This is a genomic window from Flavobacterium palustre (assembly GCF_014639535.1).
GTDB lineage: Bacteria > Bacteroidota > Bacteroidia > Flavobacteriales > Flavobacteriaceae > Flavobacterium > Flavobacterium palustre.
The window spans coordinates 190427-213322 of record NZ_BMGA01000006.1 but is presented as its reverse complement, the minus strand read 5'-3'; the positions used below and the strand labels follow the sequence as shown (position 1 = coordinate 213322).

Here is a 22896-nt window from a genome sequence, read left to right as displayed (position 1 = left end):
TTAAGTGTTATATATAAAAAAGTCAATGATCTAGATGGTTTTCGATTGTTTTTGGTTTATAATTTATAGTAAATGAATGATAAGTTATCTTTAAAAAGCCCTATTCTTACTAATATTGAAAAAGTTTAGAAACTGATTTTTTAGTCTTTCTAAACGCCTTAATAAGTTTTAAAAAAAATAACAATAAATCCATTTTTGCGTATTCCTTAAGGTATATAAAACGTGGTGTAAAATACAAATTTTGGTTAGTTTGTGTTAGTTTGATTACTGTAGTGTAGTTGCCGGGGTGGTTTTCGGCAACTGCTAATCAAATTTTCTGTAATTTTCTGAAATAAAATAATGATTAACATGCAAAATAAAATTTTGGTACTTCTTTTTCTATTGTTTTCTGTAAGCAATGCTGAATCTCAAAACTTACCCATTCCTCAAAATATAGGAACACAGCATCCTCGTGTTTTTGGGAAAGATATGTCTTTGAATCAGCTAAAAGAACTGGTACAAAAAGAAGATTGGGCTGCAGCTATTATTACAAAAACTCAAAATAATGTAGCACCCTATATTGACCATTATAAAACAGATAAAACCTGGCTGGTTTCCCGATTGCAGATGTATTGGAAAACCAAATCAACACAGGTTTACATCAATGGAGGGAAATACGACCATGCTGATGGAGAAGCTCCGGTTCCTACTGTAAAGTTTATTGGTGGACGAGGAACACCATCCAGCTATAAAACCCCAAAATTAGAAGATATTAAGCCCTACATGGATGATCCGAGAGGTTTATATCTTCAAAATAAATCTACAGATGAGTGGGAATGGGGACCAATAGCTGCTACAAGTGGTATTACTAATGCTATTAATAGACAAATTTTAAGTATTGCCAGAGATGCTGCATTTCTGTATTGGTATACTGGGGAGGAGCAGTACGCATATTTAGCATACGATGTTCTGGATACATATTTAAAAGGGGTTTACTATTTGAATGAACCTATTGATTTAAGTCATGGACACCATCAAACTTTGGTTAGTTACATTCAGTTTGAAGTCATTCAGGATCATATTTTAAATGAAATAACGCAATGTTATGACTTCTTACATGATTTCATTCGTGATAAAAATCCGGAAAGTTTAACAATTTATGACGCCACCTTGCAAAAATGGGCCGACTTACAAATTAAAAATGGGGTGAGTTTTAATAATTGGAATCTCCTTGAAGCAGCACATATTTCACATATTGCTTTGATTTTAGAAAATAATTCTGCGTATAAAAACGGAAAGGGAGCTCAATATTACCTAGATCAGATTATGAATCAAACCTCAACCCGTCAGTGGTCTATGAATAAATTGATGGATTATGGTTATGATAAAAAAACAGGAGTTTGGAACGAAAGCCCGGGCTATTCTATGAATGTATTAAGCGATTTCATATCGTTTGCCGAGTTTTACGACCGCAATTTTGATATTGATTTGTTAAAAGAAATGCCAATTTTAAAACAAGCAGTTAAGTCAAGTGCGCAATACCTGTATCCCAATAAATATATGGTTTCTTTTGGTGACGGTCATTATAACAAGCTGCGCAAAGAACCTATGCTATACCTGATTGAGAATGCTAAAAAATATGGTAAAAAAGACGATGAGGAGTATTTTACCAAAATGTATCAAACCATTTATAGCGATGAAGCAAGAGAAGGAAAGTTTATTGGTAAAACTATTCAGGATCTTTTTGCTGAAAAACCACTACAATTTGATACTAATATAAAAGCTGCTCAACTCACTGATTTTAACACACCTTTGTTTCATGTATCACATGCAAGTTGGCTGGTGCAACGTCAGGGAGAAGGCGATTCAGCTTTAATGATTAGTCAAATAGGTTCATTGGGAAATCACATGCACTCTAACGGAATTGCGATGGAATTGTATGGAAAAGGCTTGCCTTTAGCTCCGGAAATGGGGCATGGATCCAGCTATTTTTCGATTGAATATGCTGAATATTACACTCAGTTTCCTGCTCATAATACCGTAATTGTAAATGGGAAATCCAAGTATCCGGAAATGAAAAGCAACCATGCTTTCAGTTTGAATGCGGCTTATCCTAAAAGTGGGGTTAAAGAAGGTGTTTTTTCCGGAATCACTTTTTCGGATGTGTCTTTTTTAGAGCCTGAAACGTACAGTAACCAACGCAGGGTCATGGGAATTATTAAGGATACTATTGAAGAGGGGTATTATATTGATATTTTTCGTTCCACTCAGAAAGAGGGCAATAACATAAAGAATGAATATTTCTTTCATAATCTGGGGCAAAATTTAGAATTAACAGCAACAAATGGAACTCCATTAGAGCTTAAACCAACAACTAAATTGGCTTTTGGGGATGGCGATTTGATGGCCTACGATTATATGTGGGACAAAAAATCAATGGAAACGTCTCAGGATTTTAAAGGCAAATTTAATTTGGTATTAAAAGACAAAACAGTAAACATGAACCTTTGGGTTAAAGGGCAGCAAGACCGGGAAGTATTCTCAGTGTTATCGCCAAAATCCACTGCCTTGCCACATGGATTATTACCTGATGACATCAATAACAATCCGATACCGACATTGGTAGTGAGACAAAACGGTGAAGCCTGGAACCGTCCATTTGTAGCGGTTTACGAACCGGCTTTGAATAATCAAACGAATATCCAGTCGGTGGATTACTTTGGGAAAAATGAGTTTGTTGGAGTTCATGTGAATAATAAATCAGGAAAAGAAGATTTTATTTTTTCGAATACAACTAGTAATGAAAAAATGAATTATAATTCATTTTCAGTTACTGGAACTTATGGAATAATCAGTAAAAAAGCAGATGGTTTTACACTCTTTTTAGGCAATGGAAAAAACATTTCCAATGGGAATTATACGCTTGATTTGGAGAATGAAACTGCTTCAGCAGTATTAAAAAGCGAAAATGGAACAATGTATTTCAGTGCTGATACTACATCGGTTTTGACAGTTTCAGTAGACGGAAAAATCAACAACGGAATTTTAACGGATGCAGCCGGAACAAAGTATAACGGGATTTATAACAAAAAAGAAAAAACGCTTAGTTTTAAACTGCCTGCATTGTTGTATCAAAGGGTCATAATTGATATGAAATGATGAAAGCGTTGGATCAAATTTTTGTTAAAGTTTATGATGTTGCAATTTTTATTATTTTGCTAACAGCTTGCAGTAATTTATTCGGACAAACCCATCAGCAAATAAAGCATAGAGATTATAATTTCTCAGCAATAGAACATAAAATTCAAACCTGGGTAGACAGCAGCTATTATGCAGGGGCATCGATTTTAGTTTCTCAAAATGACAAGGTTATTTATGAAAAAATCTTTGGGAATTATAATAAGGGTACTCAGGTATTCATTGCCTCTGCCGGAAAATGGCTGGCTGCAGCAACAATAGCTTCGGTGGTCGAAAAGACCAATCTTTCCTGGGATGATAAGGTGAACAAATGGTTGCCTGAATTTAAAGATGTTAAAGGAGAAGCTACTTTGAGACAGCTTTTTTCACATACTTCCGGTTTTCCGGATTATCAACCCAAAGATTCGGTCACTGATAATTACCAAACATTAGAAGAGTCGGTAAAACACATTGTTAATTTACCCGCTGATACTGAGCCGGGAAGTGCTTTTCATTATGGAGGATTGGCGATGCAGCTAGCGGGCAGAATGGCTGAATTGGCTACTGGTAAAGATTTTGAAGTTATTTTTCAGGAGAATATTGCAGTTCCATTAGAAATGAAGAATACTCATTTTGTTCCTGTGGATGATAGTGGAGGTCATAGCCCAATGCTGGGAGGAGGAGCAAAAAGTACGCTACACGATTATGCTCACTTTTTAGAGATGATCAGTCATGATGGGATTTATAAAGGTAAATCAATTTTAAGTGCGGCATCTGTTGCAGAGATGCAGTCTAATCAAATAAGAGATGCAAAAGTTGCCAATCACGAATATGTGGAAAGAGTACGGGCTGAAAAGCATAATGGGATTTATGGCTTAGGAGAATGGAGAGAAGAGTTGGATGCTAAAGGCAATGTAGTTTTAATTAGTAGTCCCAGTTGGGCGGGAGCTTACCCTTGGATAGATAAAACTACAAATACCTATGGTTTTTTCCTGACTCACGTAAATGTGGCAAAAGCCAATAAAGAAGGTTTCTCCTCCTTTTATAATAGTCCCGTTTTACCCATTATAGTTCGGGATGCGTATAAAAATGCTGCCTTACCCAAAGAGGTAAAAACAGCTTTTGTTGATGTGGGAAATGCGAAATTGTATTATGAAGAATTAGGAAAAGGGGAACCATTGATATTTATTCACGGTCATTCATTTGACCATAGTGAGTGGGATCCTCAGTTTTTTGAATTTGCCAAAAAGTACAGAGTCATTCGATACGATTGTAGGGGGTATGGTTATTCGGATATGCCAAAAGAAGGAGAATCTTTTTTACATGCCGAAGACCTTTTGAAAATAATGGATGAACTGAAAATTAGAAAAGCCCATTTAGTGGGACTTTCTATGGGAGGATTTATAGCAACAGATTTTTTGGCTATGCATCAAGACCGACTTTTGTCAGCTACAATGGCTAGTGGTGATATTTTTCCGGTTCCCGGTCCTTCTCAACCCTGGACGAAAGAACAATTAGCTATTCGAAGGGCAGAAATCGAAAAAATCAAAAAAGCAGGAACCATGAATCAAAAATGGGAATGGTTAAATGCTTTGATGCGTAAAGGCGGTACTGATTTAGAAACAATAAGAAGGTCTGTTTGGGATATGATCTACAAATGGGATCAGTGGCAACCATTGCATGCTGAGCCTCGATTAGTATTAGGTAATGATGTGATTCCTTTGTTAAAGGGACAAAAAATAACAGTGCCGGTGATGGTTTTAACGGGTGAAGCAGATAAAAATAATCGCAATAAGTTGTTAGAATGTGTGCCTGCTGCCAAACAAGTAATTGTACCTAATGCAGGTCATGTGAGTAATCTGGAAAACCCAATTGATTTTAATCGATTAGTATTTGAATTTTTAAAAAATAGTAGAAAATGATATTTAAGAAAGGATATATCTCAATAGTATTTTGTCTTTTGGTTTTTAATGTTTTTGCAGTTAGCAAAGACAGCGTAGTAGTTTATAATCCTTCTGTTGACATTATAAAAACAATGCATAATAATGACTTTTCTGTAAAGGTTCGAAAACCGGGAGGCGATTGGAAAGAGTTATTTGAATACAATGTAAAAGTAGATCAGGTCATTGGTACAGGTCATTCGGTGCAAAATGCTTCGATGGCATCTTTTGATTTTTCAGGAACGGTTGAAGTAGCTGTGACTTCAAATAAAGGAAACATCAATTCAGCAAGAGTTCGTCCGCTATCGAAAGGAATTAAGACTCAAATCGAGAAAAATATCTTGTATTTTACTTTAACAAATCCTGCGAATCTATCGGTAGAAATCAATGATGATATTTTTCATAATCTGCATTTGTTTGCTAATCCAATTGAAAAAAATCTACCTAATCCTAAAGGTAAAAATGTAATTTATTTCGGTCCCGGAATTCACGAGATTCCTAATCAAAAATTGATAGTACCTTCTAATAAAACAGTTTACTTGGCTGGAGGAGCAGTATTAAAAGGGCAAATAGTAATTGACAATGTCGAAAATGTTAAGATTTGTGGAAGAGGAATAGTTGATCAGGAAGTTAGATTGGGTATTAAAGTAGCATTTTCGAAAAATGTAACGATTCAGGATGTTTTCGCTTCCCAATGCTTCACAGGTGAATCGGATCAGGTAACTATTCAAAATGTAAAAACTATAAGTTTTTTTGGATGGGGAGATGGAATGAATATAATGGCAGCTAGCAATGTCTTGTTTGACGGAGTGTTCATCCGTTCTTCAGACGATTGCACTACTGTTTACGGTACACGAAAAGAATTTAAAGGAGGGGCTACAAATATAACCATGAAAAATGCTACCCTTTGGGCCGATGTGGGACATCCCATTTTAATCGGGACACATGGCAATAGTGAAAAACCGGATGTGCTGGAAAATCTAAACTATCAAAATATTGATATTTTGGATCAAAAAGAAAAGCAACTTGATTATCAGGGTTGCATGAGTATCAATGTTGGGGATAATAATCTGGCTAAAAACGTGCTTTTTGAGAATATCAGAGTAGAAGATTTCAGAGAAGGACAATTACTGAATATAAGAGTGTTTTATAACGCCAAGTATTGTACAGCACCCGGTTTAGGAATAGAAAATGTAGTGTTTCGCAATATTGAATACAAGGGAAAGAATGCAAATACTTCTATAATTGCCGGTTATAACGAAAACAGAAAAATTAAAAATATCAGTTTTGAAAATCTAAAAATAAACGGTGTTTTAATTTCTGATGATATGCAAGGAAAACCAAAGTGGTATAAAACTTCTGATATGGCTAACTTTTTTGTAGGGGAACATGTGGAAGGAATCACTTTTAAAACGAATTAAAATAAATATTATGAAATACAAGTATTTTAAAAGTAGCCTACTGGCAATAAGTTTCTTCCATTTGATGTCGTTAACAGCCTGTACAAAAACGGATAAACGTGAAGAAATTAATATTGAAATAAAAAATACATTGGGGTTTAGCCGTAATGAAATTATTAGCCTGCAACGTAATAAATTGCAAGCCCTTTTAGATAAAAACGACCAAAAAAACATTCGTATCAAAGAGCAGGGAGCTGATCAATATTTAGTAACGCAATGGGTTGATAATGATGGAGATGGATTAGGTGATGAGTTGCTTTTTCAGGCTAATGTAGTCGCAAATGCAACGTCCAAATATGTTGTTTTAATAGATACTGTAGCCGTAGCTGAGCCAAAGGCGAAAACCTATTCGCGTTTTGTACCGGAACGAATTGACGATTATGCCTGGGAAAATAATAAGGTGGCATTCAGAGCTTATGGTCCTGTCGCACAGCAATTAGTAGAGCAGGGCAAAGAAGGAGGTACACTTTCCAGTGGAATCGACTTATGGTTAAAAAAAGTAGATTATTCCATTATTGATAGTTGGTACAAAAAGAACGTAGCCAATCCGGGATATTACCATATTGAGCATGGTGAAGGTTATGACCCTTACCATGTAGGTGCCAGTCGTGGTACAGGTGGTACAGGACTTTGGGAAAAAGATAGTTTACAGGTATCTAAAAATTATGTGAGTTACAAAACCATTGCTACCGGACCTTTGAGAACTGTTTTTGAATTGACTTATGCGCCGTGGAGTAGTTACGGTGTTCAGGAAGTAAAAAGAATTTCACTGGATTTGGATTCCAATTTTTCAAAATTTGAAATTAGTTATCGTTCAAATAAAAGGATCCCTAATTATACCGTTGGAATTACGCTTCATGATAAAAAAGGAGAAGTGAATATCAACAAACCTAAGGGATGGTTTCGTCATTGGGAACCTATTGATAGTGCTTTTGTAGGAGAAGGGATTATTTTAAGTCCTAAATTGATTGATACTGCTTTTGTTCATGATTCCAAAACAGCCGATCAAAGTAATTTATTAATATTAACTAATCCAGATAACAAAATAACTTATTATGCTGGTTTTGCCTGGACAGGAAGTAAACAGATTAGAGATGTTATGGACTGGGATGAAATGCTTGATAAACAAGCAAAAATTATAGCTAATCCTTTAGAAGTTAAGGTAATAAAATAAGGGAGGAATTCGAAAGAAATTAAGAGAATGATTTTTAAAAATAAATATACATATATATTAGTGTTAGGCTTGTCTTTTGGTGCCTGTACATTGGTTAAAAAAACCGAATCGCAGGTACAGGAAGGCAATTATACTTCGCAAGTTTGGCAATCTGATAGGGGTGATGGTACGTACACCAATCCAATTTTGTATGCCGATTATTCCGATCCGGATGTAATTCGGGTAGGGAAGGATTATTATATGACGGCCAGTAGTTTTAACTGTATTCCGGGTTTGCCCATTTTGCATTCTAAGGATTTGGTGAATTGGCAGATTGTCAACTATGCTTTGGAGCAACAAATTCCTGAAGCAGTTTTTAATATTCCTCAACATAGTAAAGGCGTTTGGGCTCCTGCAATTCGTTACCATAAAGGTGAATTTTATATCTATTGGGGAGATCCTGATTTTGGTGTCTATATGGTTAAAACCAAAAATATTTATGGCAAGTGGTCAGCACCAGTTTTAGTAATGGCAGGAAAAGGAATCATAGATCCCTGTCCGCTTTGGGAAGGAGAAAACACCTATTTGGTTCATGCCTGGGCAGGAAGTCGTGCTGGTATAAACAGTGTACTGACCATCAATAAAATGAATCCCGAAGGAACAAAAGTACTGGATGAAGGGCAAAACGTTTTTGATGGACACGACCATCATCACACTATGGAAGGGCCTAAATTGTATAAAAAAGACGGCTATTATTATATTTTTGCTCCGGCAGGAGGAGTAGAGACAGGTTGGCAGGTCGCGATGCGTTCCAAAAATATTTATGGGCCTTATGAAGATAAAATAGTGTTGGAGCAAGGAAGTACAAAAATAAATGGACCACATCAAGGAGCTTGGGTTACGACTCCTGATAATAATTCTTGGTTCTTGCATTTTCAGGATCAGGGAGTCTATGGGCGCGTATTGCATTTGCAACCGATGCAATGGAAAGATAATTGGCCTTTAATCGGAAAAGATTTTGATGGAAATGACGTAGGAGAACCGATACTTTCTGGGGTGAAACCAGTAAACGACAATAGTTTACCAATTATGCATCCTGTTGAAAGTGATGAATTTAGTAATGGGAAGCCTAGTTTACAATGGCAATGGTATGCTAATAGTTCGGTAAAATGGAGTGCTCAAATTCCGGGAACAGATTATTTGAGACTTTTTACAATAAGCCAGAAGGAGGAACCCAACCTTTGGAATGTGCCCAATCTTTTATTGCAAAAATTACCAGCACCTAATTTTACAGCAACAACCAAAGTGAAATTGACTACAGAATGGGATACGCCAGGTAAAAAAGCAGGCTTGTTGTTAATGGGGAAATCGTATGCTTATGCTGCAATTGCCTATCATGATGGGAAATATTGGGTGCAGCAAATCAGTTGTATCAATGCCAATGAAGGGACATTGGAAAAAATAATTGAAGAGAAGCCTTTGGTATCGAACGAAGTGCAATTGCGAATGAAAATTTCAGCTCCCAATGCTGCCTGTAGGTTTAGTTATAGTGAAAATGGAATTGATTTTATTTTCATTGGGCAAGAAGCTATAGCTGAAAAAGATTTATGGATTTCTGCCAAAATTGGAGTTTTTGCCATAAGTCAACCGAATGTACGAATGGGAGGCTATGCCGATTTCGACTGGTTTAGAATAACAAAATAAAAATTGGAGTAATGAAAATAAAAAGAATTGATGTTTTATGTGTTTTGTTGTTTTTTTCTACTTTGATTACTGTTCAGGCAAAGAATAGAATTAAAGAAATTGAAACTCTCGAAGCTTTGGTACAGCTTGCGTCTAAAAATGGACAACAAATTCGTATGAAACCCGGAGTCTATGATTTAGCCGATTTTTTGAATAGTGACCGGATTGCTAAATTATTAACAGAGCTACCTGTACAAACAGAGCAGCAAAAGCGTCCGCCTCGCTGGTTTTTAAGATTTAGTGGAAACAATAATACATTTGACTTTACAGGAGTTACAATAGAAATTGATACTAAATTATACAAAGAATTGCCTTATGGTTATATGCGCTGCCTTTTTATTGATGGGAACGGTAATACTTTAAAAGGATTGACAATAAAAAATACCGGATCTCCTGATATAGGTAGTAACGGTAATATTCTCTCTGTTTTTGGTAACAATACGGTATTAGAAGACGTTATGTTGTATGTAAGTGGTTCTACCTATGGTTATGGTGATTTGTTTGGAAAAGGAGGGCCAGTGCTGACTACACTTCAAAAACAAAGCGGTATAATGGTTGCCGGTCAAAACAATATTTTAAGGCGATGTAAAGTATTTAGCCGTGCATTTGGGCATTGTTTTTACATTCAAACCCAAGGTCATGATACAAGAGATATTGTCTTGGAGGATTGTTATGCTGAGGGGGCAATGCGAACCACAGACGATATTTTAGCTGAAAAAGGGGGGCTTGCAGAAAAGTTAAATTACCGCAGCGTGTATGAAAACCGTGATGGATATTATTTGATAAGTCCTGGATATACAAAATCATTGAGCGAGGATGGTTTTCGTACCTATGGAGGGGTTGGTAAAGTGACACTTCGTAATTGTATTGCAAAAAACACGCGTTCAGGTTTCGAAATTGGAGGTACTAATGATGCTGTAAATCGTACAGAACTTCAAGGATGTCAGGCCATTGGTACAGAACGTGCTTTTTTACTGGGATCAAATGTACTTGTGCGAAATTGCAGAGGTGATATTCAATACGGACCACTGCTATATCTTCGTGAAAATACCATAGGCACTGATGTCGAATTAGAACTAATACCTTCTATGCCTAAATCTTTAGTACATACTATTGCAACTATTGCAGGTAAAAATCATCGTATAAGGCTTTATACTAATGATTCAAAAATAAGTACACCAGCCTTACCTATTATGCTGGGATTTGGAATGCCGGCTCATGCAGAAATGAGTTCTGCCATTCGACCTATGGAAGCTGAAAATATCATGTTAATTAATGAATTAGAAAATAAACTGATTATCAAAAACGATGAAGCGAAAAACCTTGATATAAAATCAATATCTCCAGAGTTAAAAAATAGTGAGGTAAAAATGATGAGTGGAAGAGGTAAATGGTAGGTGGATATTAATATTGAATGGGTTATTAATTCAGTTTTGGTCAAGTTAGTGTCAATTTTAACGTTGAGCCTTATGGGACAACTAAGGAGCCTACGAATTTTAACCAAAACAGAATTATTATCATAAGTGAACCGAAGGTCAGAATAGGTGACTATGCCGATTTTGACTGGTTTAGAATAACAAAATAAAAAAACAAAAATGAAAACAAACAAATTTTATCATTTACTGGGGTTACTCCTGTGTACTCTAACTATTCAGGCGCAGTCTATTATTGAAGCAACCGTTCAAAAACTGAATTCGCCAAACGGTGCTTATGAATTTGCTTTTTATCAAAAGCTGAATAATGCGGGAGAGAAACAAATGTATTATACGCTTTTTTTCAAAGGGAAAAAAGTTGTAGAGGAGTCTGAACTGGGTGTTTTGATAGAAAATCAGACTTTCGAATCGGCATTGGGTATTCCTAATGACAGTTGTAAAGTATGGGGTGAAAATCTAAATTTCACAGGAATTCAACGAGAGGAGATAAATTCATCTTGGAAACCGGTATATGGTGAAAATTCAACCATAAGCAATAATTATAATGAAATGACCATCGCTTTTCGAAAAGGAGATTTGGATAATCAAAAATTAACAGATGGTTACGATAAGAACAAAAGCTACTTTATGAATGTAGTGGTTCGCGCTTATAATGAAGGTGTAGCAGTTCGTTATCATTTTCCAGAGCCTTCAAACGGTTTATTTCTCCATATTGTAGGAGAACAAACCCAGTTTACGATGCCCGAAGGAACTTTGGCTTATTACGAACCTTGGGCACAAGGCCCTTATTCGTTATTGCCGCTTAAAGATTGGAAAGGGCAAAGTGAACGCCCTTTAACTATGAAACTGACAAACGGCTTGTCAGTAGCCATTGCTGAGGCACAAATGATTGATTATGCCCGAATGAAATTTAGTTTAAATGCAACAAAACCAAATACCTTACAGGCGTCTTTATACAGCAGTGTGGATGTAATTCCTGCCTACAGTACACCTTGGCGTGTGATTATGGCTGCAGATAAGGATATCGATTTGATTAAAAACAATACAATCATTTTGAATCTTAATCCGGAAAATCAAATTAAGGATCCCTCTTGGATCAAACCAGGGAAAGTGATTCGTGTGGCTAAATTGACTCAGGAAGATGCTAAAAAATGTGTTGATTTTGCTGCCGCACATGGTTTACAATACATCCACTTAGATGCAGGTTGGTATGGACCGGAGATGAAAATGAGTTCCGATGCGACAACGGTTTCTGAAACTAAAGATTTCAATATGCCTGAATTGACAGCTTATGCCGCTTCAAAAGGAATTGGACTTTGGGTGTATGTCAATCAGCGTGCCCTGATTCAGCAATTGGATTCGATTTTACCATTATATAAAAAATGGGGATTGAAAGGAATTAAATTTGGATTTGTGCAGGTAGGCAATCAGCGTTGGTCAACTTGGATGCATGAAGCGGTAAAAAAATGTGCAGAATACGGTTTAATGGTGGATATTCATGATGAATACCGTCCAACAGGCTTCAGTCGTACCTACCCTAATTTAATGACGCAGGAAGGAATTCGTGGAAACGAAGAAATGCCCGATGCAGATCATAATACTATTTTACCTTTTACACGTTTCTTAGCAGGACCGGCTGATTATACGATTGCATATTATAACCAGAGAATAAAAAATACACATGCTCACCAATTGGCATTAGCAGCGGTGTATTATAGTCCGATTCAATTTATGTATTGGTACGATCAGCCTTCTGCATATCAAGGAGAACCGGAGATTGAGTTTTTTGATCGAGTAAAAGCGGTTTGGGATGAAACCAAAGTACTTAATGGGGAAGTGGGTAAATACATTAGTGTAGCCAGAAGAAGTGGAAAAGAATGGTTTGTAGGCGGAATTACGAATAATGAAGGACGTAAAATAACTATTCCAACAGCCTTTTTGGTTAAAGGGAAAAAATATGTAGTGAAATCATTTCAGGATGATGACAAAGTAGCAACGCGTACTAAAGTAGCTGTTTCAGAACAAAAGATTAAAGGAGGAGAAGTTTTGAGTTTTGATGTTAAAGCTTCCGGTGGTGTAGCCTTAATTATTACTGAAGTTGTCAAAAAGTAAATATGGTCAAGGTGAAAAAAATATATTATCTCATTTTTTGTTTCAGTTTATTTTGTCTGAACAGTTATGCGCAGGTTTGGCAATGGAGTATTCCGGTAAAAGGAATGATTTCTGATGAAACCAAACAGCATCCACAGGCTTATTTATGGATTCCTGAGAATTGCAAACAGGTCAAAGGAATTATTTTCGGACAACATAACATGATCGAAGAAGGGATTTTGGAGCATGCCTATTTCAGAAAAGTAATGGCCGAATTGGGTTTTGCCGAAGTTTGGGTAACACCGGTGGTGAGTTGGATGTATGATACGACCAAAGGAGAGGATAAGATTATCTCAGAAATGTTTCAGGAATTGGCTAATATTTCAGGTTATCAGGAATTAGCTAATGCACCTATTGTACCCATTGGACATTCTGCAATGGCGAGTTTTCCCTGGAATTTTGCTGCTTTTAATCCCCAACGCACATTAGCTTTAGTTTCAATTCATGGGGATGCCCCACAAACGAATCTGACCGGAAGCGGTAAGCCTAATCCCGACTGGGGAAATCGAAATATAGACGGAATCCCTTCTTTGTTTATAATGGGAGAATATGAATGGTGGGAGAAAAGGATAGAACCGGCTTACGCTTATATTCAAAAGCATCCAAAAAGTGTGATTACCTTATTTGCCGATGCCGGACATGGTCATTTTGATTATTCGGATGCTATGGTGAAATATGTGGCCAATTATATTCGTGAAGTGGCTAAAAGAAGGCTTCCTGCTAAAAATTTATTTACCGAAGTTCCAAAACTTAAACCTGTAAAGCCGGAATCAGGCTGGTTGATGGACAAATGGAGTCAGGATTCTATTCCGCAGGCAAAAGCCGCTTCATTTGCTCATTTTAAAGGAGAACGAAAAACCGCTTCCTGGGTATTTGATAAAAATATGGCAAAAAATACGGAACAATTTTATGCGAAATCCAGAGGCAAGAAAATGCAATACATTGGTTTAATACAAGACGGAGAAATAGTTCAGCCAGATAAGAGTCATGCTAATTATGCTTTAAAGTTTAAGCCTTTACAAGATGGTATTTCTTTTACTTTAAAAGCTTTTTTTACAGATAGTTTAAGGTTAAAACCGGTTTCTGATTTTGCAAAAACGCCACTTTCAATTGATAGAATTTGTGGCCCGGTCAAAAAAATCAATGATTCCACATTCCAAATCAGATTTGATAAACTGGGTTTTAATAATAGTAAACGAAGTAATGATATTTGGCTTTTGGCGCACAATGATGGTGATGCCGTTTATAAATGTGCCGTACAGCAGTTGCATTTGCGATTTCCAATTAAAAATCAAGATGGAACACCCCAACAGATTGATTTTGCACAGATAAATGATATTGCAATTGGAATAAAAAAAATAGCATTAAATGCAAAATCAAGTGCGGGGACAAAAGTAAATTATTATGTAAAAGAGGGGCCGGCTTATGTAGAAGGTAATGTACTATATTTTACTAAAATTCCACCTCGAACTCATTTCCCAATCAAAGTAACAGTAGTAGCTTGGCAATATGGAATTGCGGGTCAATTACAATCGGCTGAACCTGTCGAGCGATGTTTTTGGATTAAGAAATAGTTCGCTCCGGCGTCTAAAAAAGAAAAGCAGTTAAGCAGTAAAGTTTAGCTGCTTTTTTTATGATGGTGTGAGATGAATGGATAAATGGCTGTATTTGCGCGCTTTTATAGAGTATAAGGGCGATAATTTATACTGATTGCATTATAATTTATCGCTTAAAATTATTTTTCTGGCTAACATTGGATATTCTTAGCAGGGATGTTTTTTGCTGATGAAAATAGAGTAAATATATTGTGAAAGAACTTTTGTGAAGAAGAGTTTTTTGTATAAAAGAGAATGGATTTTAATATAAAAAGAGAATTGAATGATTAAGTATTTAATCTTAGTAGCAGGCATGTCAATTAGTATGTATGGGCAATCTCATTATCCGGGACAGCATCAGGGGAAATTGAAATTAGATGATACTAAAAACGTAAAGGTTTTGGGTTTTGATCTTCATGATGTGAAGTTATTGGATAGCCCGTTTAAGGATAATATGGTGCGTGAAAGTAAGTGGATCATGAATATTAATGCTAATCGATTGTTGCATAGTTTCAGGACTAATGCAGGGGCATTTAGTAGTCAGGAAGGCGGTTATTTTACGATGAATAAATTAGGAGGTTGGGAATCGCTGGATTGTGACTTAAGGGGACACAGTACAGGGCATATCCTTTCCGGTTTAGCTTTATTATATGCTGCTACGGGAGAGAAAATGTACAAAGTTAAAGCGGATAGTTTGGTTACAGGCTTGGTTGAGGTTCAAAAAATACTGAATCAAAAAGGCTATCTAAGTGCATTTCCACAAAATTTAATAGATCGCGCCATTGCAGGAAAAAGTGTTTGGGCACCTTGGTACACGCAACACAAACTGTTTTCAGGTTTAATAGACCAATATTTATATTGCGACAGTAAGCCGGCATTAGAAATTGCTAAAGGAATGGCCGATTGGGCTTATGAAAAGTTAAAGCCTTTAACTGATGAAGAGCGTAAAAGAATGCTTAAGAATGAATTTGGGGGTATGAATGATTCTTTTTATGCTTTATATGAAATTACAGGAGAAAGCAAATATAAATTTCTTGCCGAATTTTTTTATCACGAAGAAGCGTTGAATCCGTTAATGGATAAGGTGGATAATCTGAATAAAAAACATGCCAATACTTATATCCCTAAGTTAATAGGTCTTTCTCGTGATTATGAATTAGAAGGAGGAAATAAAAATCGTGAAATCCCTGAGTTTTTCTGGAATACCGTTGTCGATCATCACACATTTGTTACGGGGAGTAATAGTGATAAGGAGAAATTTTTTGAACCGGATCATCTTTCAGAGCATTTGAGTGGTTATACAGGAGAGTCTTGTAATGTGTACAATATGTTAAAACTAACCCGTCATTTGTATGGCTATAATCCGCAAATAAAATATGTTGATTATTACGAAAAAGCACTTTACAATCACATTTTGGGGCAGCAGGATCCAAAAACAGGGATGGTAGCTTATTTTCTACCGATGAAGCCCGGTGCACATAAGGTTTACAGTACGCCTGAAAATTCATTTTGGTGTTGTGTGGGAAGTGGTTTTGAAAATCAGGCAAAATACGGGGAGTTTATTTATTACCATGATAAAGGGCTTTATGTAAATCTTTTTATTCCGTCTGAATTAAATTGGAAAGAAAAAGGAATTACTGTAAAACAGGAAACCAATTTTCCAAATGAAGGAAGTACCAAGCTGACCCTTAGTACTTCAAATCCGGTGAGCATGCCAATTCATATTCGATATCCGTCATGGGCAATTAGTGCCGAAGTGAAAGTAAACGGAAAAAAACAGATGGTTAAAACCAAACCAGGAATTTATATTGTGTTAGAGCGTAAATGGATGGACGGAGATACAATTGAAGTTTCTTTTGGAATGGAAATAAGTGTAGTGCCAACAGTTGATAATCCTAATATAGCGGCAATAACTTACGGACCTGTAGTATTGGCAGGAAAAATGGGAACGGAGGCTATGGCTGAACCTGCACCTTATAGCAATCCAAAGTTGTATAATGATTATTACACTTACGATTATAAGGTTCCAAATAGTCTTTCGAATAAGCTGCCGTTTTCGGCAAAAAAACTTGAAAATAATATTTTGAAGGATAAAGAGAAGGTCCTTGAATTTAAAATAAAAGGAACAGAGAATACTTTGAGTCCAATTTATAATATACATGGAGAAAGGTATATCATCTATTGGAATTTGACAAAATAATAAAGATTTAGCGGTATATATTATGAATTTAAAAAAACAAATTGCAGGCTCCCTTTTTGCAACTTTACTATTGGTAGGTTGTGGAAGTACTATTACAAATAATAAATCAGATAAAGCATTTGATGTGGATGCACAATTAACTTATTGTGTAAAACAATCTTCAGATGCTTTGAAATTAATACCTAATAATGGAGCGATTCCCAGGAATATTGCAGTGGATAGTAAACAATGGAAATTTGTGGATTATACAGACTGGACCAGCGGTTTCTGGCCCGGTGAACTATGGTATTTATACGAATCTACAGGAGATCAAAAATGGGAAACAGAGGCTGATAAATATACCGCTTATTTGAAACCGCTTTCAGTTACTCCGGCTCTGGATCACGATTTAGGTTTTCAGGTTTTTACTAGCTATGGTAATGGGTATCGTTTAACTAAAAATCCGGAGTATAAAAAGGTAATTTTAAAAACAGCCGATACATTGGCAACACTTTTTAATCCCAAAGTAGGAACCATTTTGTCCTGGCCAAGAGAAGTGCCTAATATGGAATGGCCACAGCATAATACGATTATGGACAACATGATTAATCTGGAATTATTGTTTTGGGCTTCTAAAAACGGAGGAAGTAAAAAGTTATACGATATGGCGGTGAGTCATGCTACAGTTACGATGAACAATCATTTCCGACCAGACTATACTTCATATCACGCAGTAGTGTATGATAAGGAGACGGGTAAGAAAATAAAAGCGGTTACCCATCAGGGCTATAGCGACAGTAGTATGTGGGCACGTGGGCAGTCCTGGGCTATTTATGGTTATACTATGGTTTACAGAGAAACCAAAGATCCTAAATTCTTAGATTTTGCACATAAGGTTACAAGAGTGTATTTAGACCGTTTACCCAAAGATTTAATTCCGTATTGGGATTTTGATGATCCAACAATTCCTAATGCGCCAAGAGATGCTTCGGCAGCGGCAGTGGTGGCTTCGGCACTCTTGGAATTATCAACTTATACGCAGGATGCTGTTTTAGCTAAAGAATATTTAGATAAAGCCGAAGGAATGTTAAAAGAACTTTCGGATAATTATCAAAGCAGAAATAAAAATACGGCTCTTTTATTGCATTCTACGGGACATAAACCGGCAGGTTCAGAAATCGATGCTTCTATTATCTATGCCGATTATTATTATGTAGAGGCTTTAATGCGATATAAAAAGATGAAGAGGGGGGAACAACCTTTGCTGACTTATAAATTCAATTAACAAATAACTAATCAATAAAAACGCAATGAAAAATAAAAAAATAATATACTGGTCTATCGTGGTCGCTTTAGCAGGTTTTCTGTTTGGTTTTGATACCGTAGTAATTTCAGGAGCAGACAAACAGTTACAGCAATTATGGGGGTCTTCTGATTTGTATCATGGATTAGTAGTGATGTCATCAGCACTTTGGGGAACAGTAATAGGTGCTATTTTTGGTGCTATACCTACAAATGCATTAGGTAGAAAGAAAACTTTAATTTTGATAGGAATTTTATTTTTTCTTTCCGCAGTGGGTACCGCACTGGCTAATGACTCCATCATTTTTTCAATTTTCAGATTCTTAGGAGGATTAGGAATTGGAGCTTCCACGATTGCAGCACCAACCTATGTTTCGGAGATTGCTCCCGCTAAAGACAGAGGGAAATTAGTAGCCTTATATCAATTTAATATTGTGTTTGGTATTCTAATCGCTTTTTTGTCTAATTATTTGTTGCAGGATATAGGAGAGAATTCCTGGCGATGGATGTTGGGCGTTCAGGCTGCTCCGGCTTTAATATATACCTTATTGGTTTTTGGAATTCCCGAAAGTCCACGTTGGATTTATCAATATAAAAAAGATAAGGAAAAAGCGGTTGAGATATTACGTATGGTCAATACAGATGATGAAGTGGCTGAAGAGATCAAAGCCATGGAAAATGAAAAACAACATGAGATTTTGGATGAATCTATTTTTATGAAAAAATACAGAAAACCATTGTTGTTAGCTTTTTTTATTGCACTGTTCAATCAGTTTTCCGGAATAAATGCTTTTTTGTATTATGCACCGCGTATTTTTGAATTGGCAGGTTTGGAAAAATCAGCTTCGTTTTTCAGCAGTATTGGGATTGGTATTGTTAATTTGATTTTTACCTTAATCGGAATTTCATTAATTGACAAATACGGACGTAAAACTTTGATGTATTTAGGCTCTGTCGGTTATATCATTTCCTTAGGTTTGGTAACCTTGGCTTTTTATTTTGAATGGCAAGGAATGGCAGTACCTGTATTTTTCTTTTTATTCATCGCTTCCCATGCCATTGGTCAGGGTTCAGTAATCTGGGTATTTATTTCCGAATTATTTCCAAATAAATTAAGAGCAGCGGGAACTTCTTTTGGAACGTCTGTTCACTGGGTTTTAGCAGCCTTGATCCCTTCTTTTATTCCATTTTTGTTTAAAGAAATTGGAGCAACAACTGTTTTTGCTATTTTTTGTTTGATGATGGTTTGGCAATTGCTTTGGGTTTTCTTTAAAATGCCTGAAACTAAAGGAAGAACCTTAGAAGAATTATCAGAAAGTCTAACGGCAGAAAGTGAATTAAATAGTAATCAAAATAATTTTAAAGTAAAACAAAATGAATTTATTTAACCTTGAAGGTAAAACAGCGTTAATAACAGGAGGGATTCACGGATTAGGAATGGCAATGGCTGAAGGATTGGCCAAAGCCGGAGCCGAATTGATCATTACCAATAACGTACAGGAGCCCTTGGATGTGGCGATTGAACAATATAAAAAATCAGGTTTTAAGGCTACAGGTTATGTTTTTGATGTAACTGATGAAGTGGAAGCTGAAAAACAAGTAGCGACTATAGAAGCTAATCATGGTAAAATTGATATTTTGGTTAACAATGCCGGAATTATTATGCGTGTTTTGGCTATTGATATGCCGGTTTCTGATTTTAGAAAAGTAATTGATGTTGATTTAGTGGGGCCTTTTATCATGTCTAAGTTGGTAGCCAAAGGGATGATTGCGCGTCAATCAGGAAAAATTATTAATATCTGTTCGATGATGAGTGAGTTAGGTCGTGATAATGTAAGCGCTTATGCTTCCGCTAAAGGAGGATTGAAAATGCTTACTCGAAATTTAGCTACGGAATGGGCAAAACACAATATTCAGGTGAATGCTATTGGTCCGGGTTATTTTGCTACTTCACAAACAGCGCCAATTCGTGTGGATGGTCATCCATTTAACGAATTTATTATTAGCAGAACTCCGGCAGGTCGTTGGGGAGATCCGGAGGATTTAGCGGGAACTGCTGTTTTCCTGGCATCTGATGCCAGTAATTTTGTGAATGGTCAGGTGATTTATGTAGATGGTGGTATTCTTGCGACTATTGGTAAACCTTCAAATGAGTAATTTTTAAAAGAGAAAAAATGAATTTCAATACAGCTAATGAGATTGATAAAAAAGTAATCTTTGAACAAATTGAAGCCGAATTACAAAAGGAGAATTTCACGATTGTACAAAAAGATGAAACTCGTCCTTGGGGAGGTTTTTTCGTAATTGATGAAGATCAGGCAGCAGTTTTTGCAGCTAAATTTTTCCCGCATCTTGAGATGGATAAAATTAAAATTACCAATAAATTAAGTCCTAAAATTTTGTTGGTAGCACCAAATAAGAGATTGTCCTGGCAATATCATTTCCGTAGAGCTGAAATTTGGAAAATACTTGCAGGTATTGTTGGCGTAAAAACAAGTCCAACAGACGTAGAAGGAGAGCTTCAGGAGCTCACGGCTGGCAATTTTATCCAAATGAATAAAGGAGAACGCCATCGTTTAATAGGTTTGGATTCATGGGGTATTGTTGCTGAAATTTGGCAACATACTGATCCCGAAAATCCTTCCGATGAAGAGGATATTGTGAGATTACAGGACGATTTTGGGAGGTAGAGTAATATAAGTTTGGTACAAACTTATATAAAAATGGGTGAGCTATGTTTATCATATCTCACCCATTTTTTGTGACCATGGAGGGATTTGAACCCTCACGCCCTTGCGAGCACCACCCCCTCAAGATGGCGAGTCTACCGTTTCTCCACATGGCCTAAAAGTAAAAAAGGTTAAGTAAAATTTACTTAACCTTTTGTGACCCGACTGGGGCTCGAACCCAGGACCCCATCATTAAAAGTGATGTGCTCTACCAACTGAGCTATCGAGTCATTGCATCAGAGAACGTTTGTTTTTCAAGTGAGTCACTTAATTTGTGACCCGACTGGGGCTCGAACCCAGGACCCCATCATTAAAAGTGATGTGCTCTACCAACTGAGCTATCGAGTCTTGCATCGTTCCCTGATTGCGGGTGCAAATATAAGGACTTTATTTTAAGTTTTCCAAGCATTTTTATTATAAATTTGTCTTTTTTTAATAATAAATTTTAACACATTAGTTTATAGGCTTTTATTCTATGAAGAAAATTATACTGTTAGGTTATATGGGTTGTGGAAAGTCAACTATAGCCAAAGAATTGTCAAACAAAATAGGAATTCCTTTTATCGATTTAGATGAATTTATCGAAAAAAAGGTAAAAATGGCTATCAAAACTATTTTTGCCGAAAAGGGGGAAATCCATTTTAGAAAGGTGGAACACGAATGTTTTGTAGAATTATTAAATTATAAAGAACCAATCATTATTGGTCTGGGCGGAGGAACACCTTGTTATGCCAATAATCATGAATTATTGAAAAGAGACGATGTACAGTCTATTTATTTAAAAGCTTCTATAGAGACCCTGGTGGGTAGATTGTCGTTAAATAAGAGCAATAGACCCCTTATCGCCAATAAAAACGATGTGGAGATGAAAGAGTTTATTGCTACTCATTTATTTGAAAGAAGTTATTATTACAATCAGGCGCAACATACTGTTGTTGTAGATCAAAGAACCATTGCGCAGACGGTAGAAGATATTTTGGCAATTTTAGCTTAACCAGGCGTAATTTTCGTTGTCTTGGTCAAATTCTACTCTGACATGTTCCAATAAAGAAGTAGAAAGAGAAATTCCTTTAAAATCGGCTTTGACAGGATATTTTTTATGATTGCGATCGACTAAAACCGCTGTTTTGAATTTTTTTAACGGCACATCCAAAAAGTGTTTTACCGCATAAATTAAGGTTGTGCCGGAATTCAATACGTCATCAATAAGAATTAAGCCTTTATTTGCGTATTCTTGGGCTGCCAGCGAAGTTTTTATTGGTTCGTTAGGATTTTGTTTGTCAATATGCACTTCACACAAAAGTACCTTTAAATCGGAAATAGCTTTTAATTCCTGAGCAATTTTTTCAGCAAATACATAACCGTTACTGGCAATACCGGCAAGTACTACTTCCTCTTCGTCTATGAAGGTTTCATAGATTTGGTAAGCAATACGTTTTGTTTTGTGTTTTATTTCCAGGTTTGTTAGAATGATATTTTTGCTCATAAATTTATTTTTTTGCTAATATAATTGAATTTAAATTCCAAAATATAAAAAATCCAAATTCCAATTTGGAAACGTATATACAACTTTGATTTTTTATCCCGAAACTTCAGGATTGGAATTTGTGATTTGGAATTTTAAAAATTGGAATTTAAATTATCTTCATCGTCGTCTTCGTGAATCTCGTTTCCATAATCATCAATATCCCTGCGGTCTTTTTTTGTTGGTCGTCCCGTTCCGCTTTTTCGATAATGTTCTTTGGATAATTTTAATAATTCCAAATGCTGATAAACTTCGGCAGGCGTATCATTTCTTCGGTAGATATCAACCAATTTTGCACCTACACGATTTTCAGGAATGTCTAATACGGTAATGGTTTGGGTAATCTGGTCTTTTCTAAAAGTAATTTTATCGCTAGGAAAAACTTCTTTTGAGGGCTTTGCAACCACGCCATTTACGGTTATGTGATTTTTTTTACAGGCTTCCGTAACCATATTTCGGGTCTTGTAATATCTTACACACCATAAATATTTATCTATTCGCATAAAAATTGTAAAATCAGAGTTAAATAG

16 protein-coding genes and 3 tRNA genes are annotated in these 22896 nt (G+C 36.1%); 14 read left to right on the top strand and 5 right to left on the bottom strand.

Annotation, left to right across the window (positions count from 1 at the left end):
- Positions 1–348: 348 nt before the first annotated feature.
- The 13 genes from IEV84_RS12440 to IEV84_RS12380 all read left to right on the top strand — a co-directional run bounded on the left by IEV84_RS12440 (position 349) and on the right by IEV84_RS12380 (position 20802).
- Positions 349–3138, top strand: coding sequence for an endo-acting ulvan lysase-like protein (locus tag IEV84_RS12440; RefSeq protein WP_188494591.1), 2790 nt, complete (start codon positions 349–351; stop codon positions 3136–3138).
- On the top strand, positions 3135–5078 hold the full coding sequence (locus IEV84_RS12435) for an alpha/beta fold hydrolase (RefSeq protein ID WP_229732678.1): 1944 nt from the start codon (positions 3135–3137) through the stop codon (positions 5076–5078). The genes IEV84_RS12440 and IEV84_RS12435 overlap by 4 nt, the downstream gene beginning before the upstream one ends.
- Positions 5075–6517 carry a glycoside hydrolase family protein gene (locus tag IEV84_RS12430; protein ID WP_188494590.1) on the top strand — a complete coding sequence of 481 codons (1443 nt, stop codon included), beginning with the start codon at positions 5075–5077 and terminating at the stop codon, positions 6515–6517. The genes IEV84_RS12435 and IEV84_RS12430 overlap by 4 nt, the downstream gene beginning before the upstream one ends.
- A gap of 10 nt (positions 6518–6527) precedes the next feature.
- Positions 6528–7730: a BT3233 family polysaccharide utilization protein gene (locus IEV84_RS12425; RefSeq protein ID WP_229732677.1), complete on the top strand. Its 1203-nt coding sequence runs from the start codon at positions 6528–6530 to the stop codon at positions 7728–7730.
- A gap of 27 nt (positions 7731–7757) precedes the next feature.
- Positions 7758–9413 carry a glycoside hydrolase family 43 protein gene (locus tag IEV84_RS12420; RefSeq protein WP_188494589.1) on the top strand — a complete coding sequence of 552 codons (1656 nt, stop codon included), beginning with the start codon at positions 7758–7760 and terminating at the stop codon, positions 9411–9413.
- An 11-nt stretch (positions 9414–9424) separates the two neighbouring features.
- Positions 9425–10849 carry a hypothetical protein gene (locus IEV84_RS12415; RefSeq protein WP_188494588.1) on the top strand — a complete coding sequence of 475 codons (1425 nt, stop codon included), beginning with the start codon at positions 9425–9427 and terminating at the stop codon, positions 10847–10849.
- A 198-nt stretch (positions 10850–11047) separates the two neighbouring features.
- Positions 11048–12997, top strand: coding sequence for a glycoside hydrolase family 97 protein (locus IEV84_RS12410; RefSeq protein WP_188494587.1), 1950 nt, complete (start codon positions 11048–11050; stop codon positions 12995–12997).
- Positions 12998–13008: 11 nt separating this feature from the next.
- The gene (locus tag IEV84_RS12405; RefSeq protein ID WP_188494586.1) at positions 13009–14610 is read left to right on the top strand and encodes a hypothetical protein; all 1602 of its coding nucleotides are present in this window, start codon (positions 13009–13011) and stop codon (positions 14608–14610) included.
- A gap of 304 nt (positions 14611–14914) precedes the next feature.
- A complete protein-coding gene (locus tag IEV84_RS12400) occupies positions 14915–16831 on the top strand; it encodes a glycoside hydrolase family 127 protein (protein ID WP_188494585.1) in 1917 nt (638 codons plus the stop codon).
- Positions 16832–16853: 22 nt separating this feature from the next.
- Complete coding sequence (locus IEV84_RS12395) at positions 16854–18095, top strand: glycoside hydrolase family 88 protein (protein WP_188494584.1); 1242 nt, start codon at positions 16854–16856, stop codon at positions 18093–18095.
- Positions 18096–18120: 25 nt separating this feature from the next.
- Entirely contained in the window at positions 18121–19500 is a 1380-nt protein-coding gene (locus tag IEV84_RS12390; RefSeq protein ID WP_188494583.1) for a sugar porter family MFS transporter, read from the top strand.
- Complete coding sequence (locus IEV84_RS12385) at positions 19487–20269, top strand: gluconate 5-dehydrogenase (RefSeq protein WP_188494582.1); 783 nt, start codon at positions 19487–19489, stop codon at positions 20267–20269. The genes IEV84_RS12390 and IEV84_RS12385 overlap by 14 nt, the downstream gene beginning before the upstream one ends.
- A gap of 17 nt (positions 20270–20286) precedes the next feature.
- Positions 20287–20802: a cupin domain-containing protein gene (locus IEV84_RS12380; RefSeq protein WP_188494581.1), complete on the top strand. Its 516-nt coding sequence runs from the start codon at positions 20287–20289 to the stop codon at positions 20800–20802.
- Between the two features lie 72 nt (positions 20803–20874).
- Here IEV84_RS12380 and IEV84_RS12375 read toward each other — a convergent pair.
- From IEV84_RS12375 to IEV84_RS12365, 3 genes are all read right to left on the bottom strand, one after another.
- Positions 20875–20957, bottom strand: a tRNA-Leu gene (locus IEV84_RS12375).
- A gap of 41 nt (positions 20958–20998) precedes the next feature.
- A tRNA-Lys gene (locus IEV84_RS12370) sits at positions 20999–21071 on the bottom strand.
- Positions 21072–21116: 45 nt separating this feature from the next.
- Positions 21117–21189: transfer RNA gene (locus IEV84_RS12365), tRNA-Lys, on the bottom strand.
- Positions 21190–21316: 127 nt separating this feature from the next.
- Between IEV84_RS12365 and IEV84_RS12360 the strand changes: the two genes are divergently transcribed.
- Positions 21317–21835 (top strand): shikimate kinase, encoded by a 519-nt coding sequence (locus IEV84_RS12360; RefSeq protein WP_188494580.1) that lies wholly within the window; start codon positions 21317–21319, stop codon positions 21833–21835.
- Here IEV84_RS12360 and IEV84_RS12355 read toward each other — a convergent pair.
- Positions 21827–22327: a phosphoribosyltransferase domain-containing protein gene (locus IEV84_RS12355; protein WP_188494579.1), complete on the bottom strand. Its 501-nt coding sequence runs from the start codon at positions 22325–22327 to the stop codon at positions 21827–21829. The two genes, IEV84_RS12360 and IEV84_RS12355, sit on opposite strands and share 9 nt — an antisense overlap.
- A gap of 134 nt (positions 22328–22461) precedes the next feature.
- Entirely contained in the window at positions 22462–22869 is a 408-nt protein-coding gene (locus tag IEV84_RS12350; RefSeq protein WP_188494578.1) for an RNA-binding S4 domain-containing protein, read from the bottom strand.
- Positions 22870–22896: the final 27 nt, after the last annotated feature.

Bases quoted from the DNA above. Each gene is read 5' to 3' on its own strand.
- IEV84_RS12440 (WP_188494591.1), top strand. From the start codon at position 349: ATGCAAAATAAAATTTTGGTACTTCTTTTTCTATTGTTTTCTGTAAGC.
- IEV84_RS12435 (WP_229732678.1), top strand. From the start codon at position 3,135: ATGATGAAAGCGTTGGATCAAATTTTTGTTAAAGTTTATGATGTTGCA.
- IEV84_RS12430 (WP_188494590.1), top strand. From the start codon at position 5,075: ATGATATTTAAGAAAGGATATATCTCAATAGTATTTTGTCTTTTGGTT.
- IEV84_RS12425 (WP_229732677.1), top strand. From the start codon at position 6,528: ATGAAATACAAGTATTTTAAAAGTAGCCTACTGGCAATAAGTTTCTTC.
- IEV84_RS12420 (WP_188494589.1), top strand. From the start codon at position 7,758: ATGATTTTTAAAAATAAATATACATATATATTAGTGTTAGGCTTGTCT.
- IEV84_RS12415 (WP_188494588.1), top strand. From the start codon at position 9,425: ATGAAAATAAAAAGAATTGATGTTTTATGTGTTTTGTTGTTTTTTTCT.
- IEV84_RS12410 (WP_188494587.1), top strand. From the start codon at position 11,048: ATGAAAACAAACAAATTTTATCATTTACTGGGGTTACTCCTGTGTACT.
- IEV84_RS12400 (WP_188494585.1), top strand. From the start codon at position 14,915: ATGATTAAGTATTTAATCTTAGTAGCAGGCATGTCAATTAGTATGTAT.
- IEV84_RS12395 (WP_188494584.1), top strand. From the start codon at position 16,854: ATGAATTTAAAAAAACAAATTGCAGGCTCCCTTTTTGCAACTTTACTA.
- IEV84_RS12390 (WP_188494583.1), top strand. From the start codon at position 18,121: ATGAAAAATAAAAAAATAATATACTGGTCTATCGTGGTCGCTTTAGCA.
- IEV84_RS12385 (WP_188494582.1), top strand. From the start codon at position 19,487: ATGAATTTATTTAACCTTGAAGGTAAAACAGCGTTAATAACAGGAGGG.
- IEV84_RS12380 (WP_188494581.1), top strand. From the start codon at position 20,287: ATGAATTTCAATACAGCTAATGAGATTGATAAAAAAGTAATCTTTGAA.
- IEV84_RS12360 (WP_188494580.1), top strand. From the start codon at position 21,317: ATGAAGAAAATTATACTGTTAGGTTATATGGGTTGTGGAAAGTCAACT.
- IEV84_RS12355 (WP_188494579.1), bottom strand. From the start codon at position 22,327: ATGAGCAAAAATATCATTCTAACAAACCTGGAAATAAAACACAAAACA.
- IEV84_RS12350 (WP_188494578.1), bottom strand. From the start codon at position 22,869: ATGCGAATAGATAAATATTTATGGTGTGTAAGATATTACAAGACCCGA.